Below are 17,617 nucleotides of genomic sequence, written 5' to 3'. Positions count from 1 at the left end.
CCCATGTAGGGGCAAGCAATGTCATGCGGCCACTCTCACCTCACGCAATGGCAAAGCGCGACAACCAGCAACACGAACTGAGTGCTCCACCGTCCTCTCATGAAAACTATCTCTGGCACGAATCTCGAACAGGCCAAATCTCACAATCGGCGCGTCGTGATCGAAGCCATCCGCACCAATGGACCGATGTCGCGGGCCGCCATTGCCCGCATGACGGCACTGACCACACAGACGGTTTCGAACATCGTGGAGGAACTTGCGCGTTCACATCTGCTGATGCCGATGGAGGCGCAGAAGATCGCCCGCGGTCAGCCGATTACTCCCTACATGATCAATCCGGCCGGCGCCTACTCCATCGGTTTGGAACTTGGCCGCCAGCGTGCGGCCGGCGTGCTGACCGATCTCTCCGGCACGGTCTGCGCTCGCATCGAATGCCATGTAGACAGGCCAGGACCGACCGAGGCGATGCCGGTCCTTGCCCAGATCGTCAGGGATCTGCAGGAAACCTTCTCCTTTGATCGCGGTCGGCTGCTCGGTGTCGGTATCGCCTTGCCCGGACGCTATGCCGATGGTGGCGTAACCTCGCTCAGTCCACTCAATCTGCCCGGCTGGCAGGATTTCCCGGTTGCAAGCGAGCTTGAACGCCTGATCGACCTGCCCGTGCTTGTCGAAAACGATGCCACGGCAGCGGCGATCGGCGAGCGGCTCTATGGCGTTGCCCGTGGCCTTGGCAGTTTCGTCTATCTCTTTCTGGCGGGTGACGGCGGCATTGGCGCCGGCATGTTTCTCGATGGCCATCTCTACAAGGGCAGCCGTGCCAATGCCGGCGAAATCGGTCATATCATCGTCGAGCCACATGGCAGGCTCTGCACCTGCGGCAAGCGCGGTTGCCTTGATCGTTACGTGTCGCCATCCGTCGCTTACGAATGTCTCGGCATCGAGGATGCGCAGGAACTGGACCCTGATGAGCTGGACGCGATGGTCACAGCCAACAGTCATGGCCTGCAGGTCTGGCTGGAACAGGCGGTGCAGCCACTGCGACAGACAATCGATTTCCTTGAGCTGGCCTTCGATCCGCAGACAATCGTGCTTGGCGGCAGCGCGCCGACATCCCTCATAATCGGACTGGCCGAGCGCGTAGAGCCGCTGCATATTCCGGTGAACCCGACGGAAAAGCGCACCATTCCGCGCCTGATGATCGGCGCGACCGGCAAGGATACTGCCATTCTCGGCGCGGCTGCCTTACCGATCTTCTCAGAGACCAATCCTCAATTCGATGTCCTGCAGAAACCGCTGACACATAGCGCCGTCATGGGCTAGGCAAATGCCCCGACTTGCATCCGTCAAGTTCACTCAGGCGCGACCGGCACCGGCCGCGCCTGAGGCCATACATCAAGCTGTCAAAATTGATGCAGACCGTAAAGCAGCGGCATGGTGCCGGCAAGCGCCTTGAAGCGCTCCCAGGATTTGGCCGAGGGTTTGGTCCACCCTGTTTCCGCCAGTGCCGAAAGACGCGGGAAGACGAGCCGGTCGAAGACGGCGCGGTCGGTCATCGGTTCCGACCAGATGCAGGCCTGGATGCCGCGAAGCTTTTCCTTCTGCACATCCGTCCAGCCGCCGACCGGATCGAAGGTGTAGATCTTCTCCGCGTCGGAATAGCCGGCCCAGCTGCCGCCCGGCTCGTCCCAATCGGGGCGCATCGCCATGTCGAGATAGTAGACCTGGCCCGGGCAGACGACGATCTCATAGCCGCGTCCGGCAAGCTCGGCCGCCACCTCGACATTGCGCCAGCTGCAGAGATAGCTGTTGTCCTTGTCGATCCGGTCGCCATGCGCCGCTTCTTCCCAGCCGCCGGTGACACAACCTTTCGAGGCGAGAAATGTCTGGATGCGCTCCAGGAACTCGGCCTGAAGGACGGCCGCGCCGGAGCCGTGAATATCGTCGGCCCCATGCGTGTTGGTGATGACGTTCAGACGCTTTGCATGAGCCTCCGCAATCTCGTCACCGGCCAGTTCGCGCAGACGCGCAAGCGCCTCCGGCGATCCGGACCATGCACCCAGCGGCACTTCATCGGCGCCGATATGGATGGTCTTGAACGGGAAGAGTTCGATCAGCTCGGAGAGGATCGTCTCGATCACTTCATAGGTCTTCTCGCGAGCCGGATTGATGCAATTGTCCGGGAAGCCCTGAACCGAATAATAGCTGCCGGCTTCGTTCGGGTCACGAAGTTCGGGGATCGCCTGCTGCATGGCATAGCAATGGCCGGGCATGTCGATCTCCGGCAGGATCTCGATGCCGAGGCCCTTGGCGTGAGCGACGATCTCGCGCACGGCCGCCTTGGTGTAATAGCCGCCGGTGCGGGCCGGACTGGAGCCGAGAAGCGGCGGCAAAGGCAGGCCGTGGCCGCGCCATGCGCCGACCTCCGTCAATGCCGGATAGGCATCGATCTCGACACGCCAGGATTCGTCGTCCGACAGGTGCCAATGGAAACGGTTCAACTTGCTCCAGGCAAGAACCGCCATCAGCTTCTTGATTTCGGCCGAGCCATAGAACTGGCGGGAGACATCGAGATGCAGGCCGCGCCAGCTCATGGACGGCTCATCGACGATCTCGCCTGCGGCGGGGAAGTGAAAAGCCTGCGGATGCAAACGCGCGCCACGCCAGATCTGGCCGATGGTCACAAGGCCATAGACGAAGCCGGTCTGGGTGTTTGCCTCGACGGTGACGATCTCCGGTGAAAACTCCAACCTGTAGGCCTCAGGACCAAGACCTTCCGTCTGGCGCAGGACCACGGTTGCCGCCCCTTCGGCTTCCGGACGCACGAGGCCTTCCGCTGCGAAAAGATGTTCGACAAGCGCCGTGAAGCTTTCAGCCGCCGCTTGTCCTGCAGGCGTATCGGCTTTGAGCACAAAGCCTGCCGGCAGCGGACGGCGGGAAGAAACGGTAACGCGGTTCGGCCAGGGAATGATCGACAGCGGAACGGGGGGATTGGCCGGAACGGGATAGATTTCGGCGCCGCGCTTCAACGGTGCATTGCTCGACGACGTGCGTGTCGGTTCAGCGGCGAGCGATACGGCGGTGCCATCGGGCAGCGCGAGATAGGCGCTGGTGGCGCCATCCGTCCAGTGGCGGAACGGCCAGCTCAAGGCGTGAACCGTGATGGTCCACGTCTCACCGCCAGCCAGCACAAACCCCTCCGGCGGCTGAAATTCGGTGAAATTGGAAAGCCGCTTGGTCACCGTCGCGCCTTCGACGACGCCGGCCGGATCGACGCGGCCAGGCCCGCTAACGCAGAGCGCGAAGCCCGAAAGCGGCTCCGATGACAGGTTCTTCAGCCGCAGGACATAGGAAAACTCCTTGCCGTCGGCTGGCGGGTTCCATGTTGTTTCAAGCCGCAGAGCCGGGGATCGCGGTGTGGACATGAGCATTCTCTCTTCCTGAAGGGATTGTTCAAAGCTTGAGCATGCCGGCATAAATGCCGGGAGCGGAATTAGGGATCTGTATCGCGCCGACCGTCTTCTCGTAGAATTCCGATGGGCCGACATCGCCGATGACGGTGTAGGCGTAGCCCATGGCCTTCTGATCATTGAGGCAGGCGAAGAGCAGCGCGCGGCCAATGCCGAGGCCGCGAACGCTTTCGGCGACGCCGGTCGGGCCGAAGAAGCCGCGCGCCGTCGCCTCGTGGCAGGCAAAGCCGACAAGCTCCTGATTACGGGTGGCGATGAAGCATGTCGGCGGCTGACGCGTCATCGCGACGATCGTCTCGCTCATCCAGCCCTGGCTGAAACGTTCGGCCACCCAGCCCGTGATGAGCCGCAACTCCGGCGGCAGCGCGCGCCGGATGGTGACGCCTGCCTTCGCCATCCGCTCAGGCGATTGCGTGTCGACCGGCAGGGTCGATAGATTGACCAGGTAATCCAAGGCAGAAATCCTTCTAATTCGATGCGACGAGCGCACGCATGAAATGGCTAGGACCGATCTGCTCGACCTCGGTCGAGATCGGTCTACTGAGCGCGCGAATCTTCTCCGCCTGCTCCAGGAAGCGAGCGCTGCCGCCGGTCACGAACCTGCGGCCGCCATCCGGGACCGCCGAAAGCAGAAGCTGCGTATAGGGATGCTTCGGACTGGCAAGAACGGCATTGCTCTCGCCCCACTCGACCATCTGGCCGGCAAACATCACCACGATCTCTTCCGCGACATGGGCCGCCGTCGCGATATCGTGGGTAATGTAGAGCATGGCGAGATCGTTTTCCTGTTTTACCCGCGCCAGCAGATCGAGGATGTCCTTGCGGATCGATACGTCCAACATCGAGGTCGGCTCATCCGCCACCAGCACGCTCGGCGCGACCGCCAGCGCGCGGGCGATGTTGACGCGCTGACGCTGGCCGCCGGACAGTTCGTGCGGGAACTTCTGGCGCGTCATGGACGGATCGAGACCAACGCTCTCGAGCAGCTTCGATATATCATCGTCCCGCTCGGCCTTCGGCTTGTCCTCGCCATGCAATTGCAGCGGCCTTGCGATGTGATGATTGATCGTGAAAGCCGGATTGAGCGAGGAGAACGGGTCCTGGAAGACCATCTGGACGTCCTTTCGGTACATCCGTTCCTCCTTGCCCGACCCGCGTGCGGTACGGTCCTGCCCGCGAAAGAGGAGCTTTCCGGCCGTCGGCTTATCGAGCCGGGCGATGATGCGGGCGCAGGTGGTCTTGCCACAGCCGGATTCACCGACCAATGCCAGCGCCTTTCCCGCAAACAGCGAGAAGGAAACACTCTTCAATGCGTGCACGGAGCCGAAATGGCGCTGTATGCCATCCAGCCGGATGACGGGTTCTGCAGTCACAGCCTGTATTTGCGGTTTCATGCGAAAACTCCGGAGGGATGAACGCTGGCTGGAAGCTGCGGGATCGCATTCCAGAGCTTGCGTGTGTACTCATGAACGGGCGACTGGCTGACCTGAGTGACATCGCCGACCTCGACCAGCTCGCCCTTCAGCATGACGCCGATGCGATGGCAGAGCTGCGCCATCAGATGCAGGTCATGGGTGATGAACAGCACCGAGAAGCCATAGGTTTGCTGCAGATCGAGAACCTGTTCCAGGATCTCGCGCTGCACGACCACATCGAGTGCGGTCGTCGGTTCGTCCATGATGATGAGTTCGGGACGCAGCGCCAGGCAGATGGCGATGACGATGCGCTGCCGCATGCCGCCAGAGAACTGGTGCGGGTAATCGCTGACGCGATGCGAGGGAATGCCGACCAGCTTGAACATCTCTTCAGCGCGGGCACGCGATTCCTGGCGTGAGCATCCGGTATGGCGATGCAGCACATCGTGGAACTGCGCCTCGACCCGCATCAGCGGATTGAGCGAATTCATGGCGCTCTGGAACACCATGCCGATACGCTTCCAGCGAATTTTCTGCAGATCGCCTTCCGGCATCTTGAGCAGATCCTGCCCGTCGAGCCGGATGCTGCCGCCGCTGATCCAGGCAGGCGCCTTGGAAAGCCGGGTGATCGCATAGGCGATCGTGCTCTTGCCGCAGCCGGATTCGCCGGCAAGACCGAAGATCTCGCCGCGTCCGATATTGAAGGACACGTCCTTCACGGCTCGGAAATCGCCCCTGTCGAGCAGGTAATCAATGTCGAGGTGTTCGATCTCAAGCAGATTGTCGCTCATTGGCCTGACCTCATCATGCGATTGCGGGCACGCGTCAGGCGGAACCAGCGGGTCAAGGCCGGACCGGAACGCAATTGCGGATTGGCGATTTCATCGAAGGTGAAGTTGATCAGCGCGAGACCAAGCCCCGTCAGCGCGATGCCGATGGCCGGTATGCCGATATCCCACCAGGCGCCGACCATGATGGCCGAGGCATTCTGGGCGTTGTAGAGCATGGTGCCCCAAGTGACCTTCAGCGGATCGCCGAAGCCGAGATATTCGAGCGTGGTCTGGGCGACGATCGCATAGATGATGCTGCCGACCAGGTTGATGCCGATGAGCGGCGTCAGATTGGGCAGGATCTCGACGAAGATGATGCGCCAGGCCGGCTCGCCGATCATCTTGGCGGCGGTGACGAAATCGCGGTTGCGCAATGCCATCGTCTGTGAGCGCGTCATGCGCGCTCCCCATGGCCAGGACGTCAAAGCGATGATGGTCATGATGGTTATCGGCCCGACCGTGCCCGCGAAGGAAGCGAGCAGGATGAGCAGCGGCATGTTCGGGATGACCAGCACGGCATTGGTGGCAAGGTCGAGTGCCGCATCGGTCTTGCCGCCGGCATAACCGGCAATGAGGCCGATGGCCGTGCCGAGCACGGTAATCGCAATGCCCGTGGCGAAGCCGACGGATAGCGAGCTTCTCGCGCCCCAGACGAACTGCTTGTAGACGTCGCGGCCCATCTTCGTTGTGCCGAAAACATGCTCGACGGAGGGCGGCTGGTGCGAGCGGCCGACGCGGGCGCCGGGCTCGCCAGGTGCGATGATCGGCGCGAATATCGCCATCAGGCACAGGGCCGCAACGATGATGAAGCCGACGAGCGCCTTCTTCTGGCTGAAAATGGATCGGAAGGAGAAGCTCATCGGCCGCCCTCCCTCAATCGCGGATCGACAAGGCCATAGAGGATGTCGACGAGGAAATTGGCGCCGAGGGTCGCAAGCGTCATCAGCAGCAATTGCCCCTGGATGACCGGATAGTCGCGCGCCACGCTGGCGGTAAACAGCGTCAGGCCAAGGCCCGGATAGTTGAAGACGATTTCGGTGACGATCGAGCCACCGAACACAGCGCCAAGTATCAGCGCGAGGTTGGTGAGGACGGGCAAGAGCGCGTTGCGAGCGCCATAGCCGAACATGACGGCGAGATTGCTGAGCCCCTTGGCTCGGCCCATCGTCACATAGTCCTCGCCGAGCACGACGATCATGGATGAGCGCATCGTCGTCTGAAACTCGCCGATGAGGAATGGCGACAGCGTCAGGACCGGCAGGATGGCATGCACGAAGACGCTGCCAAAGAAGGTGAAGTTGAAGCCCGGATCGAGATTGGGATCATAGGCGTATCCCACGGGGAACCAGCGCAGCGACACGGCGAAGACGAACAAGGTCGTAAGCGCCACGATGACCGGCGGTATCGAGAACAGGATGACGGCAAAAGGCGATACGACCGTATCGAACCGCCCGCCGCGCCTCCAGGCCGCGATCGCGCCGAGGACGACGCCGACGCACAGCGAAAAGATGATCGCGGTTACCACAAGGAAGATGGTCCACAGCGTGGCCCGGCTCAGCACCTGGACCACTGTCTGCGGGTAATATTTGACCGAAACGCCAAGATCGAAGGTGGCAAGGCCTTTGAGATAATCGAGGAACTGCATCATGATCGGCTGATCGATCTCGCCGAAGCGGGCCTTGATCGCCTCGACCGCCGCGGGCGTGGCCCGCGGCCCGAGCTGGGCGACCATGGCATCGACGGGGCTCCCCGGCATAAGCCGGGGAAGAATGAAGTTCACGACGATCGCGAAGGCCAAAGCCACCGCATAGACGCCAAGGCGCCGGCTCGAAACACGCATGTCTGCTTCCTTCGCTGTGGTCTTATTGGACCGGCTTCAGACGCAGCAGATGCATGAGACGCATGCGGTTGTTGTCGTGGTTTTCCGGGTTCATCACCGGATCCTTGTCCGTGACCCAACCGGTGAAACGTTTGCTGGAATACTGGTACCAGGTCGGACCGTTGAAGACCGGAACGACCGGGAAATCATCGGCGATGACAACCTGAATGTCGTTGAAGATCTTCTTGTGATCGTCATCGGAAGACGATTTCAGATATTGATCGAAGAGCGCATCGAGCTTCGGGTTGGAGTAGCGCGGCGCTGCGACGGTGAGCTTGCCGGCATAGGCTGTCGACAGGCTTTGATAGTAGCCCTGGAACGGGGTGGCGCTATCGGCGCGCGAGTTCATGACGACATCGAAGCTGCCGTCGAGAAGCTGCTTGCGCCACTGTTCGTATTCCGGCGTGGCGACGGAGGCATTGATACCCGCAGCGCGCAGCCCTTCGACGGCGATCTGCACGGCGTCGATCCAGTCGGTCCAGCCATTCGGCACGATGATTGGGAAGGTGATCGGCTTGCCGCTCGGCGTAGTGCGGAAGCCGTCGGCACCTTTCTTGTAGCCGGCGTCGTCGAGGATCTTGTTCGCCTTGCCGGTGTCGAAGCCCATGAAGACGTCCTTGTCGCCTTCGGCAGCCTTGTTGCGCCAGCTTTCGAAGCGCGGCGGCAGGCCGCTGGCATGCAGGTTGACAACCGGATAGCCGAAGCCGGCGATATCGACCATGGACTTGCGGTCCATCGCCAGGCTGAAGGCGTGGCGGAAATTGAGATCCTTGAAGGCCTCGATATTGCCGGCATTCGTCGATTTGAAGTTCATCTCGAAGGCAACGGTTTCCGCCGGGGGCTGCCAGTAGCCGTTGTGCTGCGGATCGAGCGCGACAAAGGTCTTGTCGATCTGCGGCAGGAACGAGCCGATCCAGTCCACCGTTCCTTCCGGCAGCAGCGCCAGCATCTGGTCGTTGCCCGAAATCTGCGGCAGGCGCAGGCAATCGACATGAAGCGACGCGGCATCCCAGTAGTTCGGATTGCGGCACTGCTCGTAGACCTGCGGCGTAAAGCGGCGAACTTCGGTCATCGGTCCGGAACCGACGGGTTTTTCATTCTTGAAGGCGACCGGATCGGCAACGTCCTTCCAGATATGCTCGGGCACGACTGCGAGATCGGCGAGCGATTCCGGGAATTCGGAGTTTACGGCCTTGAGCTTGATCGTCACCTCAGTCGGCGACGGCGCTTCGACGGAGGCGACGGTCTGGCCGACGCCGACGGTATCGACGGCCGGGTTCTTCAGCATCAGGTCGATCGTGTATTTCACGTCGGCCGAGGTCAGCGGCTGTCCATCAGACCATTTCACGCCGGGACGCAGCTCATAGGTGATCGACTTGAGATCGTCGGAGAATTTGTAGCTGGTCGCTAGGCGCCAGACCGGCTTGCCGCCATCATTAGCGTTGAAGATGACCAGCGGCTCGTAGATGAAATCCATCGTGCTCTGGCGACGACCGGCCAGATCGAAGGGGTTGAAGTTGCTGACCCAGCTGGTCTGCTCCTCGATGTGCATCGTCAGCACGGATTCGGCCGCAGAAGCAGCGCCCGCACCGAATGCCAGCGAAACACCAAGCGCCGCTGCTAATGACGTCCGTTGAAATAGATTGCGCAATGACTTTTTCCTCATTTCCATTTTCAGCCCCTCTTGCTGTCTTTTAGTAGTCAATCAAATTGATTTAATCGTGAGTTTTGGGACTCGTCAATCGCTGATTGGAAATCAACAGGCATTGATTGGAGGGGCGCGGAAATGTCATTGATGACCGAAACACGGACCATCGCTACCGATAATTGCGCGGAGATATCGAGGCCGCGGACTGGTGGCAGCAATCCCCGCGCTGCGGTTACGAGTGACCCGCGGCGTAGTGAAAAGTCGGGAAAAAGAAAACCGCATCTGCGATGCCGGAGCAGACACGCTACCGGCGTGGGGGTTTAAGAACCAGATGTTCGGAAGATTAGTCTTTCGAATCGCGTCGCCACGTATGCGGCAGAATGGACGCAAGATTGACTGCGATGCGACAACGGACGCACCGCAATCGAGGCAAGAATGGCGATCGCTCAGTCGAGGGGCTTATACGCAATGACGTCCATCTCGACTTTCACGTCGACCATCATCGGCGATTGCACGGTCGAGCGCGCCGGCGGATGATCGATGAAGTGCTTTTCGAAGACGGAGTTGAAGCTCGAGAAATCACGAGCATCATCCAGCCACACATTGACCTTTACCACATGCTCGAGCGTGCAGTCGGCAAGAGCAAGAACATCCTTGATATTGGCGATGACCTGCTCGGTCTGTACGACGACATTGCCGGTGACGATTTCACCGTTGATCGTCGGAACCTGGCCCGAGACATAGACGAAATCTCCTGCCCTGACGGCCTTTGCGAAGGGGCGACGCTGGCCGCCAGCCTGGTTGTCGGCGACATCGAAACGGATCAGCTTGTTCTTGCTCATGATATGTTTGGTCTCTCTCTGTTGTCGAAAGCCGCATCGCTATCGCTTCATTCGTGAAGAAGCTCAATCGCCCGACTCCCCTGGCGCCTTCATTAGCCGCGGCTAGGACGTCACGCCAGATCGTTTCGCGCCATCGGGCGGGCAGTTTCGAACTATCCAAAGGCAGCTTAGCCAAACCAAGAACTTTATCATTTTCAAAAATCACTGCTGTTTCAATTAGTTATAATGATAAATTCCACTCCACGCCGCCTGTAAGGCTGCTGTCAGCTGAACTGGACATGTTCATCTCAGGAAAGCGGCGCTGCTGCGTCGATGTTGAAGTGGATGAAGGCATGAACGACACAGGGCTGGTCGCTGCTTCGCTGAAAATATTCTTGATCAATCTGGACCGCGCGGATGATCGTTTGGCTGCAATGCGAGCAAGCCTTGGGCAAATCGGTCTTCAGTTCGAACGCGTGCCGGCAGTCGACGGCGGCTCTATCGATTTTCCCACGCCGGAATTCAGCGAATTCGCGTTTCGTTTCATGCACGGGCGTCGGCGCAATCCGGGAGAGGTCGGCTGCTACCTGAGCCATGTGGAATGTGCCCGGCGGCTACTTGCCTCGCCAAGCGAATTCGCTCTTGTCCTTGAGGACGATCTCGAATTCCCGCCCGATATCATCGACATTCTCGAGGCTGCGCTCAGGCGGGCAGAGCAGTGGGATATCCTGCGCCTGTCGACCGTCAGTTGCGGCAGGAAGTTCGATGTCTCCAGACTCACCGAAAACCGCAACCTGGCGATCGCGCTGACCCGGGAAAAGGGATCGGGTGCCTACATCATCAATCGGCGGGCCGCCCGATGGTTCGCCGAAAAACTTCTGCCGATGCGTCTACCGTTCGATCTGGCCTTCGATCTTGAATTCTTCCAGGGTCTCAATTCGGCTTTCGTGACGCCAGTTCCCATCAATCAGCAACTCGGGCTGCCATCGCAGATCCAAGGCGAATCGCAGCGGCGACGCTACCATCGATCTCGAGCGCATTATCTGACCGTGATGCCCTATCGGACCTTCGTCGAAGCGAGCCGGCTTTTCTTTCGGCTATGGCGATTGACGAGCCTCCGCTTGCAGGACCGCGCCTCAGCCATGCGAGACACGCGCAACAAGACGGACGCAGGCGTTCTCAACTTGCTCAATATCACGCGGATCGGCGACCCACGGTGAAATCCGCCAACCACCGCCGTCATCGAGTTTCACCCCATGTCCATCACCTAGCAGGCAGGTCTCGCGTCCTTTTGTCGTGCTTGGCATGATTGCCTTTTCGTCCCCGACCCTGATAAGACAAAGGCACATTTCGTCATATGATTGGTTGACGTTCAGGAGGAGTCGTCATGGCAGAACTCGCGCAATCGCTTGCGTCCATTCGCATTCCCGATCTTGCCGGCAAGAGAGTATTGATCACAGGTGCTTCGACCGGCATCGGCGCTGCCGTGGCACGCGCCTTTGCCGCACAGGGCATGAAGATCGGCCTGCACTTCAATGCGAGCCGCGAGCCGGCGGAAAAGCTGGCGGATGAAATCAAGGCCAGTGGTGGGACGGTCCATCCCATCCAAGGCGACGTCTCGCAGGATGGAGAGACCGAACGCGTGGTGAAGGACGCAGCCGAAGCTTTGGGTGGGCTCGACGGACTGGTCAACAATGCCGGCGGTATGCTCGGGCGGCTTCCGACCGCCGATATGACGGATGCGCATTACGAGCGGGTGATGAACCTCAACGCCCGTTCCGTGCTTGCGGCGACCCGTGCCGCTCATCCTCATCTCAAGAAGCAAGGCGGCTTCGTCATCAACACGACCTCAATCGCCGCTCGTAACGGCGGCGGCAACGGCGCGATCCTCTATGCAGCTTCCAAGGGGTTCGTCTCCACCATCACCCACGGCCATGCCAAGGAATTCGTCAACGACAAGATCCGCGTCAATGGGGTCGCGCCCGGCGTCATCGCAACGCCGTTCCACGAACGCTATACCAACGACGAGCAGATGGAGTTGCAGCGCAAGACGATCCCCATGGGCTTTGTCGGCACGTCGGAAGATTGTGTCGGCGCCTACCTATTCCTCGCCTCGCCGACGCTGTCCGGCTACATCACCGGCCAGATCATCGAGGTCAATGGCGGCCAGCTCATGCCGTAAGATCGGCTGACGATCGACTTTATGCACCGGGCAATGCTAGTCTTGTCCGGTGCGACGCCTTTCGCGTCGCAAAAATGGAGCGCATGCAAGATGGCAAAGACGCCCATTCAGAATGACATCGAAACATCGGTGGAACTGACGCATCCAGAACGGATCTACTGGCCCGAGGACCAGATCAGCAAGCAAGACCTTCTTGATTATTATGCCTTGGTCTGGCGGCGTATGGCACCTTTCGTCGTCAACCGTCCCTTAGCTCTGCTGCGCTGCCCGGATGGTATCGATGGACCACGCTTCTTCCAGAAACATGCCTGGAAGGGGATCAATCCACATATCGAGGAAATCGCCGATCCCGAGGATAAGGACACCGCGAAATTCCTGAAGATCAGGGATTTCGACGGTCTTGCCGCCCTCGTCCAGTCGGCGGCGCTTGAAATACATCCCTGGGGCACGACGACGGATCATTGGGAAAAGCCCGATATGATCATCATGGATCTCGACCCTGGCGAAGACGTTGCCTGGGGCAAGGTCGTGATCGCTGCGAAAGAGATAAGGGAGCGTTTCTCCATCTTGGGCCTAAACTCCTTCGTCAAGACTTCCGGCGGCAAGGGATTGCATGTGGTCGCATCCGTCAAGCCGCAGGCGACCTGGCCTCATATCAAGGATGCGGCCGAAGCGATCGCCCATGCCATGAGCGCCGATAGCCCAGAGGCATATTTGTCGGTTGCCAGCAAGGCAAAGCGGACAGGCCACATCTTCCTCGATTACCTGCGCAACGGCCGGGGCAACACCGCCGTGGCGCCCTATTCGACGCGCGCAAGAAAGGGTGCTGCGGTTTCGATGCCGGTCGGTTGGGAGGAACTGGACGGCAAGATCGGGCCGGCATCCGTCACCGTCGGGAATGCGGCATCGCGCCTTGGCCAATCGAGTGGCGATCCCTGGGAGGATTTTTTCAAGGCCGCGTCGCCGCTCAAGATCTGACACTATACCAGAAACGGGATCAGTGCCGGCGTGCTGGCCTTATAGTCGGCGTAGGCCGAGCCGAAGGTTTCATTCATCCAGCTTTCTTCGATTTGCACGCGCCGCAGCACGGCATAGAGCACCGCGATGATCGCAAGGACGGCTGCAATGTCACCGCGCGCAATTGCCGAGCCGATGATGGCCAACATCAGGCCGGAATAGATCGGGTGCCGCACGAGCGCATAGGGACCGGAGCGAATAAGCGCGTGATCCTCCTTGAGCGTAATCACTCCACTCCAGTTTCGGCCGATGTGATAGCGAGCCCAGACCGCGAAGAGGAGACCAAGGAACGTCAGGGCCGCACCGATCGCATAGGAGGTCAGGTCTTGCGGGATGAGGCGATACCGCAAAGGGCCTAGCCATGACGGATTGACCGCAAGCAGGAGAGCGCCGATCCAAATCGGCACGGTATTGCCGAGTCGCGACAGCGGATCCTCCTGACGCACGCTCTTCTTGACGCCGAATGATGCGAAAAGCCAGATCAGCAACCAGACGATCCAGCATGCGGGAATGAATTGATAGATGAGCATCGCTCACGCCATATCTCTATCCAGTTCCGGATAGTGCCGGAAAATGCCGTTCTCATTGAAGGGAATACGGCGATCGGACTGAAGATAGCGAGCAATGTTGGGCCGTTTCATGACAGCCTTATGCAGTGCAGTCAGATGCGGATATCGACGATCCAGATGTGCCGTCGCACGGGGGAAAGCATAGCGCAGTCCCTCGTAGACCTGGAACAGCGAGAGATCGACATAGGTCAATTCGCCGCCGAAAATGTGGCTTGACCCGTCAGGGTTCTGTTCCAGCACTTTCTCGAAATAGCCGAGGAACTTGGGAATGCGGTTTTCGATGAATTCTGCAGCGCGCGCCTTGGCCTCTTGCTTCTGATCCTCGTAATATTTCGACGTCGCGATCGGGTGATGGGTATCATGTACCTCGGCGACGAGATCGGTGATCGTCAACTGCAGGCCGTTCAACACGTGACGCTTTCCTTCGTCTCTCGGCGCCAGACCGAGCTTCGGCCCAAGATACATCAGGATATTCGCCACATGCGGGATAATCAGATCCCCGTCCTTCAGAAACGGCGGGGCAAACGGGAGGTCGAACTCGGATTTACCATCCATGATGGCGAACATGGCGGGCATCCCCTGCCCTTTGCTTGCCGGGCCGCGACAAACATCGACATAGTCTGCGCCGGCCTCCTCCAGTGCCAGCCGGACGAATTCGCCGCGCCCCTGGATGCCATCCCAATAGTAGAGCTCGTAGGCCATTCGATTTTCCCTCCCCGGAACTGAGAGCAATCAGCCGCGATGATCGCCGCAAGTCTGCAATTTAGCGTCGACTGCGCAGAAAATAAGAGGCGATCGACGATTACAGGCCGAGGCACGTGCGCCAGAAACGATATGAACTTCATCGCAACGACACGACGAATCTCGACGATCACGTCCAGTTCTCGCCAGTAACCTAGGAATGTGCGTTGTGCTCGTGGCGTTTACGCGTCGCAGCGGCCTTCTTTGCAGAGGCAGAGCGCTCCGCAGCAGGTCGGTTTGCAGCGGCGCGTCCGCCGATCCTGCCACCCTTTTCAGACGATTCGTGATTTTCGGAATGGCCGCGACCGGAGCCGGATTTCTTGCCGCCACCGCTTTCCTTGTTCACGCTCGCCCAGGCACGCCGCTCCGCCTCCGCGTGGGAAACGCCGCGGTCTTCATAGCTCTCCTCGATATGCTCCGCCTTGCGCTTCTGCTTGTCCGTATAGGCCGATTTGTCTCCTCGAGGCATGATCTTTCTCCTTGCTGGAAAGAAAGACCAACCCGTCGTCAAGGAAAAGGTTCCGAGATTTGGCCAGGCGTACTGCGATGGACCGAGAGCACCCAGAAGCGGCGGCCATGCGGCGTCGTGGCGCGTTGCTTGGCCGATGGCGGGAAAAAGACGCCGACCGAACGATCGATGATCAGAATGAGGATCAAGGCCGTCAGAAGGTAGAGCGCGGCAAGCACGAGGAGAGATATCATCGTATCGCCCCCAAGCTGTCGGTACAACGCAGAGGACAGCGCGTTGTGACCATCTCCGTAACAGTCATTTCCAGATCATCGATATAGCTGCGACACATTGCTGGGCTCCCTTCGCAATCCGTAGCAGCGATGTGTGACAACTATTTCGCGGATGAGAGCCAAATCACCGAAATTATTGCGAATATTCCGCCAGCTGCTGTCTCGAAAAAGAGAGACAGCCCGATGTTGCCATCGAGCCGCTCTCATCTCCGCCACACCCCTGAAACCGACGTATCCTACGCCTTTGCGGCTGCAGTCTTCTTCAATACCTTCTTTGCCGGCTTGGCCAACTTTTCCTCGGCAATAGCCGCCGCCGCGACTGCCGTCTTGCGCTTCGCCTTGGGCTTGACGTCGATCGTACCGCCGTTTGCCGCCGTTTTCTCAAGCGCGATGCGCTCGCTGCTCGCCTGCGCCCAGTGCTCGAAGTCGCGTCCGGAAGGATGGCCTTCCTCTTCCCATATGGCGTATGCGCGTTTCTTGATCCATTCGTCCCGAGATTCCAACATCTGCTGTTCTCCGTTCGCATCATTGAACAAGGTTTTGATGAACGACGCCCGTTCTTGAAACGCGGGCTTTCACGCCTCCCCCGAGCAGCCAAGACGCTATGGCTAGCGTTCTTTGGTCTCGACTCTCGAACCGCAGTGGCGCTTCAAACAAGAAACACAAGTTACCGTGGGGGACGGTAGCGAAGCAGCCGAAGCACTCTAAGTATGATGCTGGTCAGAACAGGGTTCAATTAAAAATATCTAATAAGATGAGGTTTCGCACCGCTATTGATGACATCTTGACGATCGCAGGCCTACTCATTGCAGCTTTTGCGGGCAAGGATATACTTGCGTCATGATCGACCTCGTGGCTGCCCATTGGGGCCAAATTCTCGCCGTCCTGTCCGTCGTGATGGGAGCCGCTGCTGCAATCCATGCAGCTATGACCAAAGAGGATGTCCGCGCGGCTACCGGCTGGGTCGGTGTCGTCATCCTGTCGCCCATCATCGGTGCCTTGCTCTATGCCGTCGCCGGCATCAATCGCATCCGCCGGGCCTCTCTCAGCTCGCAGCGCGAGGCGCTCTTTCGCACGGATGCGAATGGCGAGCCCTCCAGCTTCGACGCCGATGATGCTGAGGTGCGGCGGCGGTTCGGTGATCGCTTCGGTTCGATGAAGACGCTGGGCGATCGTGTCGTCCGCTACACGATGAGCACCGGCAACACGATCGAGATGCTGACGAGCGGCGACGTCGCCTATGCCGCGATGAAGGCCGCAATCGACGGCGCCGAACGCAGCATCCTGATGGAGACCTACATCTTCGATCGCGACCCCATCGGTCTTCGCATCGCCGATTCCCTGATTGCCGCGACCAAACGCGGCGTCAGCGTCCGCGTATTGATCGATGCCGTCGGCGCCCGCTATTCCGTGCCGAGCATCATGGGCTATCTGAGCGAGGGGGGCGTGCAGGTCGACGTCTTCAATGGCAACGTCATCATCGGCCTCCGGCTGCCCTATGCCAACCTGCGCACCCACCGTAAGATCCTCAGCATCGACGGGCGAGTTGCCTTTACCGGCGGCATGAATATCCGCCAGGGGTTCACACGCGAATTCGCCCACGAGCATAGCGCCCGCGACATGCATTTCTGCGTGACAGGCCCCGCCGTTGCCGATCTCTTCAATACGGCGGCCGAGGATTGGCGCTTTACAACGGGTGAAGTCCTGAATGGCGAGGAATGGCGAATTGCCGCGCCCTCCAACGAGCCCGGAGCGCCCGTCTTCATGCGGGTCGTCGCCTCCGGCCCGGATCGCAGCGTCGAGACCAATCACAAGATGCTGATCGGCGCGCTTTCGGTGGCGCACAAATCCATCCGCATCATGTCGCCCTATTTTCTGCCGGATCGAGAACTGATCAGTGCACTGGTGACGGCAGCGCGGCGCGGTGTCGAGGTCGATATCATCGTGCCGACGGCCAACAATCTCGTGCTCGTCGACCGCGCCATGACGGCACAATTCGATCAGATGCTGAAGAACTATTGCCGTATCTGGCGCGCCGAAGGCGCCTTCAACCATTCCAAGCTTTTAGCCATCGACGGTATCTGGGCCTATGTCGGCTCGTCCAATCTCGATCCACGCTCCCTGCGGCTCAATTTCGAGGTGGATCTTGAAGTCCTCGATCGCGGCTTTGCCGGCACGATCGATGCGCATATCGGCACAATCCTCGAAACGGCGCATCCGGTCGATCTCGAAAAGCTTCGGGCACGCCCTTTCATCGTAAGGCTTATCGAGAAGGTTCTTTGGCTAGGCTCACCCTATCTCTGACGG

18 protein-coding genes are annotated in these 17,617 nt (G+C 59.7%); 5 read left to right on the top strand and 13 right to left on the bottom strand.

Annotated elements, in window-relative coordinates:
- Positions 1–99: 99 nt before the first annotated feature.
- Entirely contained in the window at positions 100–1,320 is a 1,221-nt protein-coding gene (locus GA0061100_RS13350; RefSeq protein WP_075853167.1) for an ROK family transcriptional regulator, read from the top strand.
- A gap of 80 nt (positions 1,321–1,400) precedes the next feature.
- Here GA0061100_RS13350 and GA0061100_RS13345 read toward each other — a convergent pair whose 3' ends face one another.
- From GA0061100_RS13345 to GA0061100_RS13310, 8 genes are all read right to left on the bottom strand, one after another.
- Positions 1,401–3,428, bottom strand: a complete 2,028-nt coding sequence (locus tag GA0061100_RS13345) for a beta-N-acetylhexosaminidase (RefSeq protein ID WP_208621532.1) — start codon at positions 3,426–3,428, stop codon at positions 1,401–1,403.
- A gap of 22 nt (positions 3,429–3,450) precedes the next feature.
- Complete coding sequence (locus GA0061100_RS13340) at positions 3,451–3,921, bottom strand: GNAT family N-acetyltransferase (RefSeq protein ID WP_075853166.1); 471 nt, start codon at positions 3,919–3,921, stop codon at positions 3,451–3,453.
- A 13-nt stretch (positions 3,922–3,934) separates the two neighbouring features.
- The gene (locus GA0061100_RS13335; protein WP_075853165.1) at positions 3,935–4,861 is read right to left on the bottom strand and encodes an ABC transporter ATP-binding protein; all 927 of its coding nucleotides are present in this window, start codon (positions 4,859–4,861) and stop codon (positions 3,935–3,937) included.
- The gene (locus GA0061100_RS13330; RefSeq protein WP_075853164.1) at positions 4,858–5,673 is read right to left on the bottom strand and encodes an ABC transporter ATP-binding protein; all 816 of its coding nucleotides are present in this window, start codon (positions 5,671–5,673) and stop codon (positions 4,858–4,860) included. Before GA0061100_RS13330 ends, GA0061100_RS13335 begins: the two co-directional genes overlap by 4 nt.
- Positions 5,670–6,572, bottom strand: a complete 903-nt coding sequence (locus tag GA0061100_RS13325; protein ID WP_075853163.1) for an ABC transporter permease — start codon at positions 6,570–6,572, stop codon at positions 5,670–5,672. Before GA0061100_RS13325 ends, GA0061100_RS13330 begins: the two co-directional genes overlap by 4 nt.
- Positions 6,569–7,552, bottom strand: a complete 984-nt coding sequence (locus GA0061100_RS13320) for an ABC transporter permease (RefSeq protein ID WP_075853162.1) — start codon at positions 7,550–7,552, stop codon at positions 6,569–6,571. The genes GA0061100_RS13325 and GA0061100_RS13320 overlap by 4 nt, the downstream gene beginning before the upstream one ends.
- A 22-nt stretch (positions 7,553–7,574) precedes the next feature.
- Positions 7,575–9,263 (bottom strand): ABC transporter substrate-binding protein, encoded by a 1,689-nt coding sequence (locus GA0061100_RS13315; protein ID WP_075853161.1) that lies wholly within the window; start codon positions 9,261–9,263, stop codon positions 7,575–7,577.
- A 422-nt stretch (positions 9,264–9,685) separates the two neighbouring features.
- The gene (locus GA0061100_RS13310; protein WP_075853160.1) at positions 9,686–10,081 is read right to left on the bottom strand and encodes a RidA family protein; all 396 of its coding nucleotides are present in this window, start codon (positions 10,079–10,081) and stop codon (positions 9,686–9,688) included.
- A 53-nt stretch (positions 10,082–10,134) separates the two neighbouring features.
- On the opposite strand from GA0061100_RS13310, the gene GA0061100_RS13305 reads away from it, so the two are divergent.
- From GA0061100_RS13305 to ligD, 3 genes are all read left to right on the top strand, one after another.
- On the top strand, positions 10,135–11,280 hold the full coding sequence (locus GA0061100_RS13305) for a glycosyltransferase family 25 protein (RefSeq protein ID WP_342195457.1): 1,146 nt from the start codon (positions 10,135–10,137) through the stop codon (positions 11,278–11,280).
- A 167-nt stretch (positions 11,281–11,447) separates the two neighbouring features.
- A complete protein-coding gene (locus GA0061100_RS13300) occupies positions 11,448–12,242 on the top strand; it encodes an SDR family NAD(P)-dependent oxidoreductase (protein WP_075853158.1) in 795 nt (264 codons plus the stop codon).
- A 90-nt stretch (positions 12,243–12,332) separates the two neighbouring features.
- The gene (gene ligD / locus GA0061100_RS13295; RefSeq protein ID WP_075853157.1) at positions 12,333–13,220 is read left to right on the top strand and encodes a non-homologous end-joining DNA ligase; all 888 of its coding nucleotides are present in this window, start codon (positions 12,333–12,335) and stop codon (positions 13,218–13,220) included.
- A 2-nt stretch (positions 13,221–13,222) separates the two neighbouring features.
- On the opposite strand, the gene GA0061100_RS13290 is transcribed toward ligD, so the two are convergent.
- The 5 genes from GA0061100_RS13290 to GA0061100_RS13270 all read right to left on the bottom strand — a co-directional run bounded on the left by GA0061100_RS13290 (position 13,223) and on the right by GA0061100_RS13270 (position 15,816).
- Positions 13,223–13,789, bottom strand: a complete 567-nt coding sequence (locus tag GA0061100_RS13290; protein ID WP_075853156.1) for a methyltransferase family protein — start codon at positions 13,787–13,789, stop codon at positions 13,223–13,225.
- Between the two features lie 3 nt (positions 13,790–13,792).
- Complete coding sequence (locus GA0061100_RS13285; RefSeq protein ID WP_075853155.1) at positions 13,793–14,530, bottom strand: glutathione S-transferase; 738 nt, start codon at positions 14,528–14,530, stop codon at positions 13,793–13,795.
- A gap of 193 nt (positions 14,531–14,723) precedes the next feature.
- Positions 14,724–15,038, bottom strand: coding sequence for a plasmid stabilization protein (locus GA0061100_RS13280; RefSeq protein WP_075853154.1), 315 nt, complete (start codon positions 15,036–15,038; stop codon positions 14,724–14,726).
- A gap of 38 nt (positions 15,039–15,076) precedes the next feature.
- Positions 15,077–15,271: a hypothetical protein gene (locus GA0061100_RS13275; RefSeq protein ID WP_075853153.1), complete on the bottom strand. Its 195-nt coding sequence runs from the start codon at positions 15,269–15,271 to the stop codon at positions 15,077–15,079.
- A 275-nt stretch (positions 15,272–15,546) separates the two neighbouring features.
- The gene (locus GA0061100_RS13270) at positions 15,547–15,816 is read right to left on the bottom strand and encodes a DUF2934 domain-containing protein (protein WP_075853152.1); all 270 of its coding nucleotides are present in this window, start codon (positions 15,814–15,816) and stop codon (positions 15,547–15,549) included.
- 334 nt (positions 15,817–16,150) lie between these two features.
- Between GA0061100_RS13270 and GA0061100_RS13260 the strand changes: the two genes are divergently transcribed.
- On the top strand, positions 16,151–17,614 hold the full coding sequence (locus GA0061100_RS13260) for a phospholipase D-like domain-containing protein (protein ID WP_075853150.1): 1,464 nt from the start codon (positions 16,151–16,153) through the stop codon (positions 17,612–17,614).
- The last annotated feature ends 3 nt before the right edge of the window (positions 17,615–17,617 follow it).

This window comes from Martinezella hainanensis, from assembly GCF_900094555.1.
Classification (GTDB): Bacteria; Pseudomonadota; Alphaproteobacteria; order Rhizobiales; family Rhizobiaceae; genus Rhizobium; species Rhizobium hainanense.
This window is presented reverse-complemented; position numbering and strand designations above follow the sequence as displayed.

What these genes read in the sequence shown, in the direction of transcription:
- GA0061100_RS13350 (WP_075853167.1), top strand. Translation starts at nt 100, where the DNA reads ATGAAAACTATCTCTGGCACGAATCTCGAACAGGCCAAATCTCACAAT.
- GA0061100_RS13345 (WP_208621532.1), bottom strand. Translation starts at nt 3,428, where the DNA reads ATGCTCATGTCCACACCGCGATCCCCGGCTCTGCGGCTTGAAACAACA.
- GA0061100_RS13335 (WP_075853165.1), bottom strand. Translation starts at nt 4,861, where the DNA reads ATGAAACCGCAAATACAGGCTGTGACTGCAGAACCCGTCATCCGGCTG.
- GA0061100_RS13330 (WP_075853164.1), bottom strand. Translation starts at nt 5,673, where the DNA reads ATGAGCGACAATCTGCTTGAGATCGAACACCTCGACATTGATTACCTG.
- GA0061100_RS13325 (WP_075853163.1), bottom strand. Translation starts at nt 6,572, where the DNA reads ATGAGCTTCTCCTTCCGATCCATTTTCAGCCAGAAGAAGGCGCTCGTC.
- GA0061100_RS13320 (WP_075853162.1), bottom strand. Translation starts at nt 7,552, where the DNA reads ATGCGTGTTTCGAGCCGGCGCCTTGGCGTCTATGCGGTGGCTTTGGCC.
- GA0061100_RS13315 (WP_075853161.1), bottom strand. Translation starts at nt 9,263, where the DNA reads ATGGAAATGAGGAAAAAGTCATTGCGCAATCTATTTCAACGGACGTCA.
- GA0061100_RS13310 (WP_075853160.1), bottom strand. Translation starts at nt 10,081, where the DNA reads ATGAGCAAGAACAAGCTGATCCGTTTCGATGTCGCCGACAACCAGGCT.
- GA0061100_RS13300 (WP_075853158.1), top strand. Translation starts at nt 11,448, where the DNA reads ATGGCAGAACTCGCGCAATCGCTTGCGTCCATTCGCATTCCCGATCTT.
- ligD (WP_075853157.1), top strand. Translation starts at nt 12,333, where the DNA reads ATGGCAAAGACGCCCATTCAGAATGACATCGAAACATCGGTGGAACTG.
- GA0061100_RS13290 (WP_075853156.1), bottom strand. Translation starts at nt 13,789, where the DNA reads ATGCTCATCTATCAATTCATTCCCGCATGCTGGATCGTCTGGTTGCTG.
- GA0061100_RS13285 (WP_075853155.1), bottom strand. Translation starts at nt 14,530, where the DNA reads ATGGCCTACGAGCTCTACTATTGGGATGGCATCCAGGGGCGCGGCGAA.
- GA0061100_RS13280 (WP_075853154.1), bottom strand. Translation starts at nt 15,038, where the DNA reads ATGCCTCGAGGAGACAAATCGGCCTATACGGACAAGCAGAAGCGCAAG.
- GA0061100_RS13275 (WP_075853153.1), bottom strand. Translation starts at nt 15,271, where the DNA reads ATGATATCTCTCCTCGTGCTTGCCGCGCTCTACCTTCTGACGGCCTTG.
- GA0061100_RS13270 (WP_075853152.1), bottom strand. Translation starts at nt 15,816, where the DNA reads ATGTTGGAATCTCGGGACGAATGGATCAAGAAACGCGCATACGCCATA.
- GA0061100_RS13260 (WP_075853150.1), top strand. Translation starts at nt 16,151, where the DNA reads ATGATCGACCTCGTGGCTGCCCATTGGGGCCAAATTCTCGCCGTCCTG.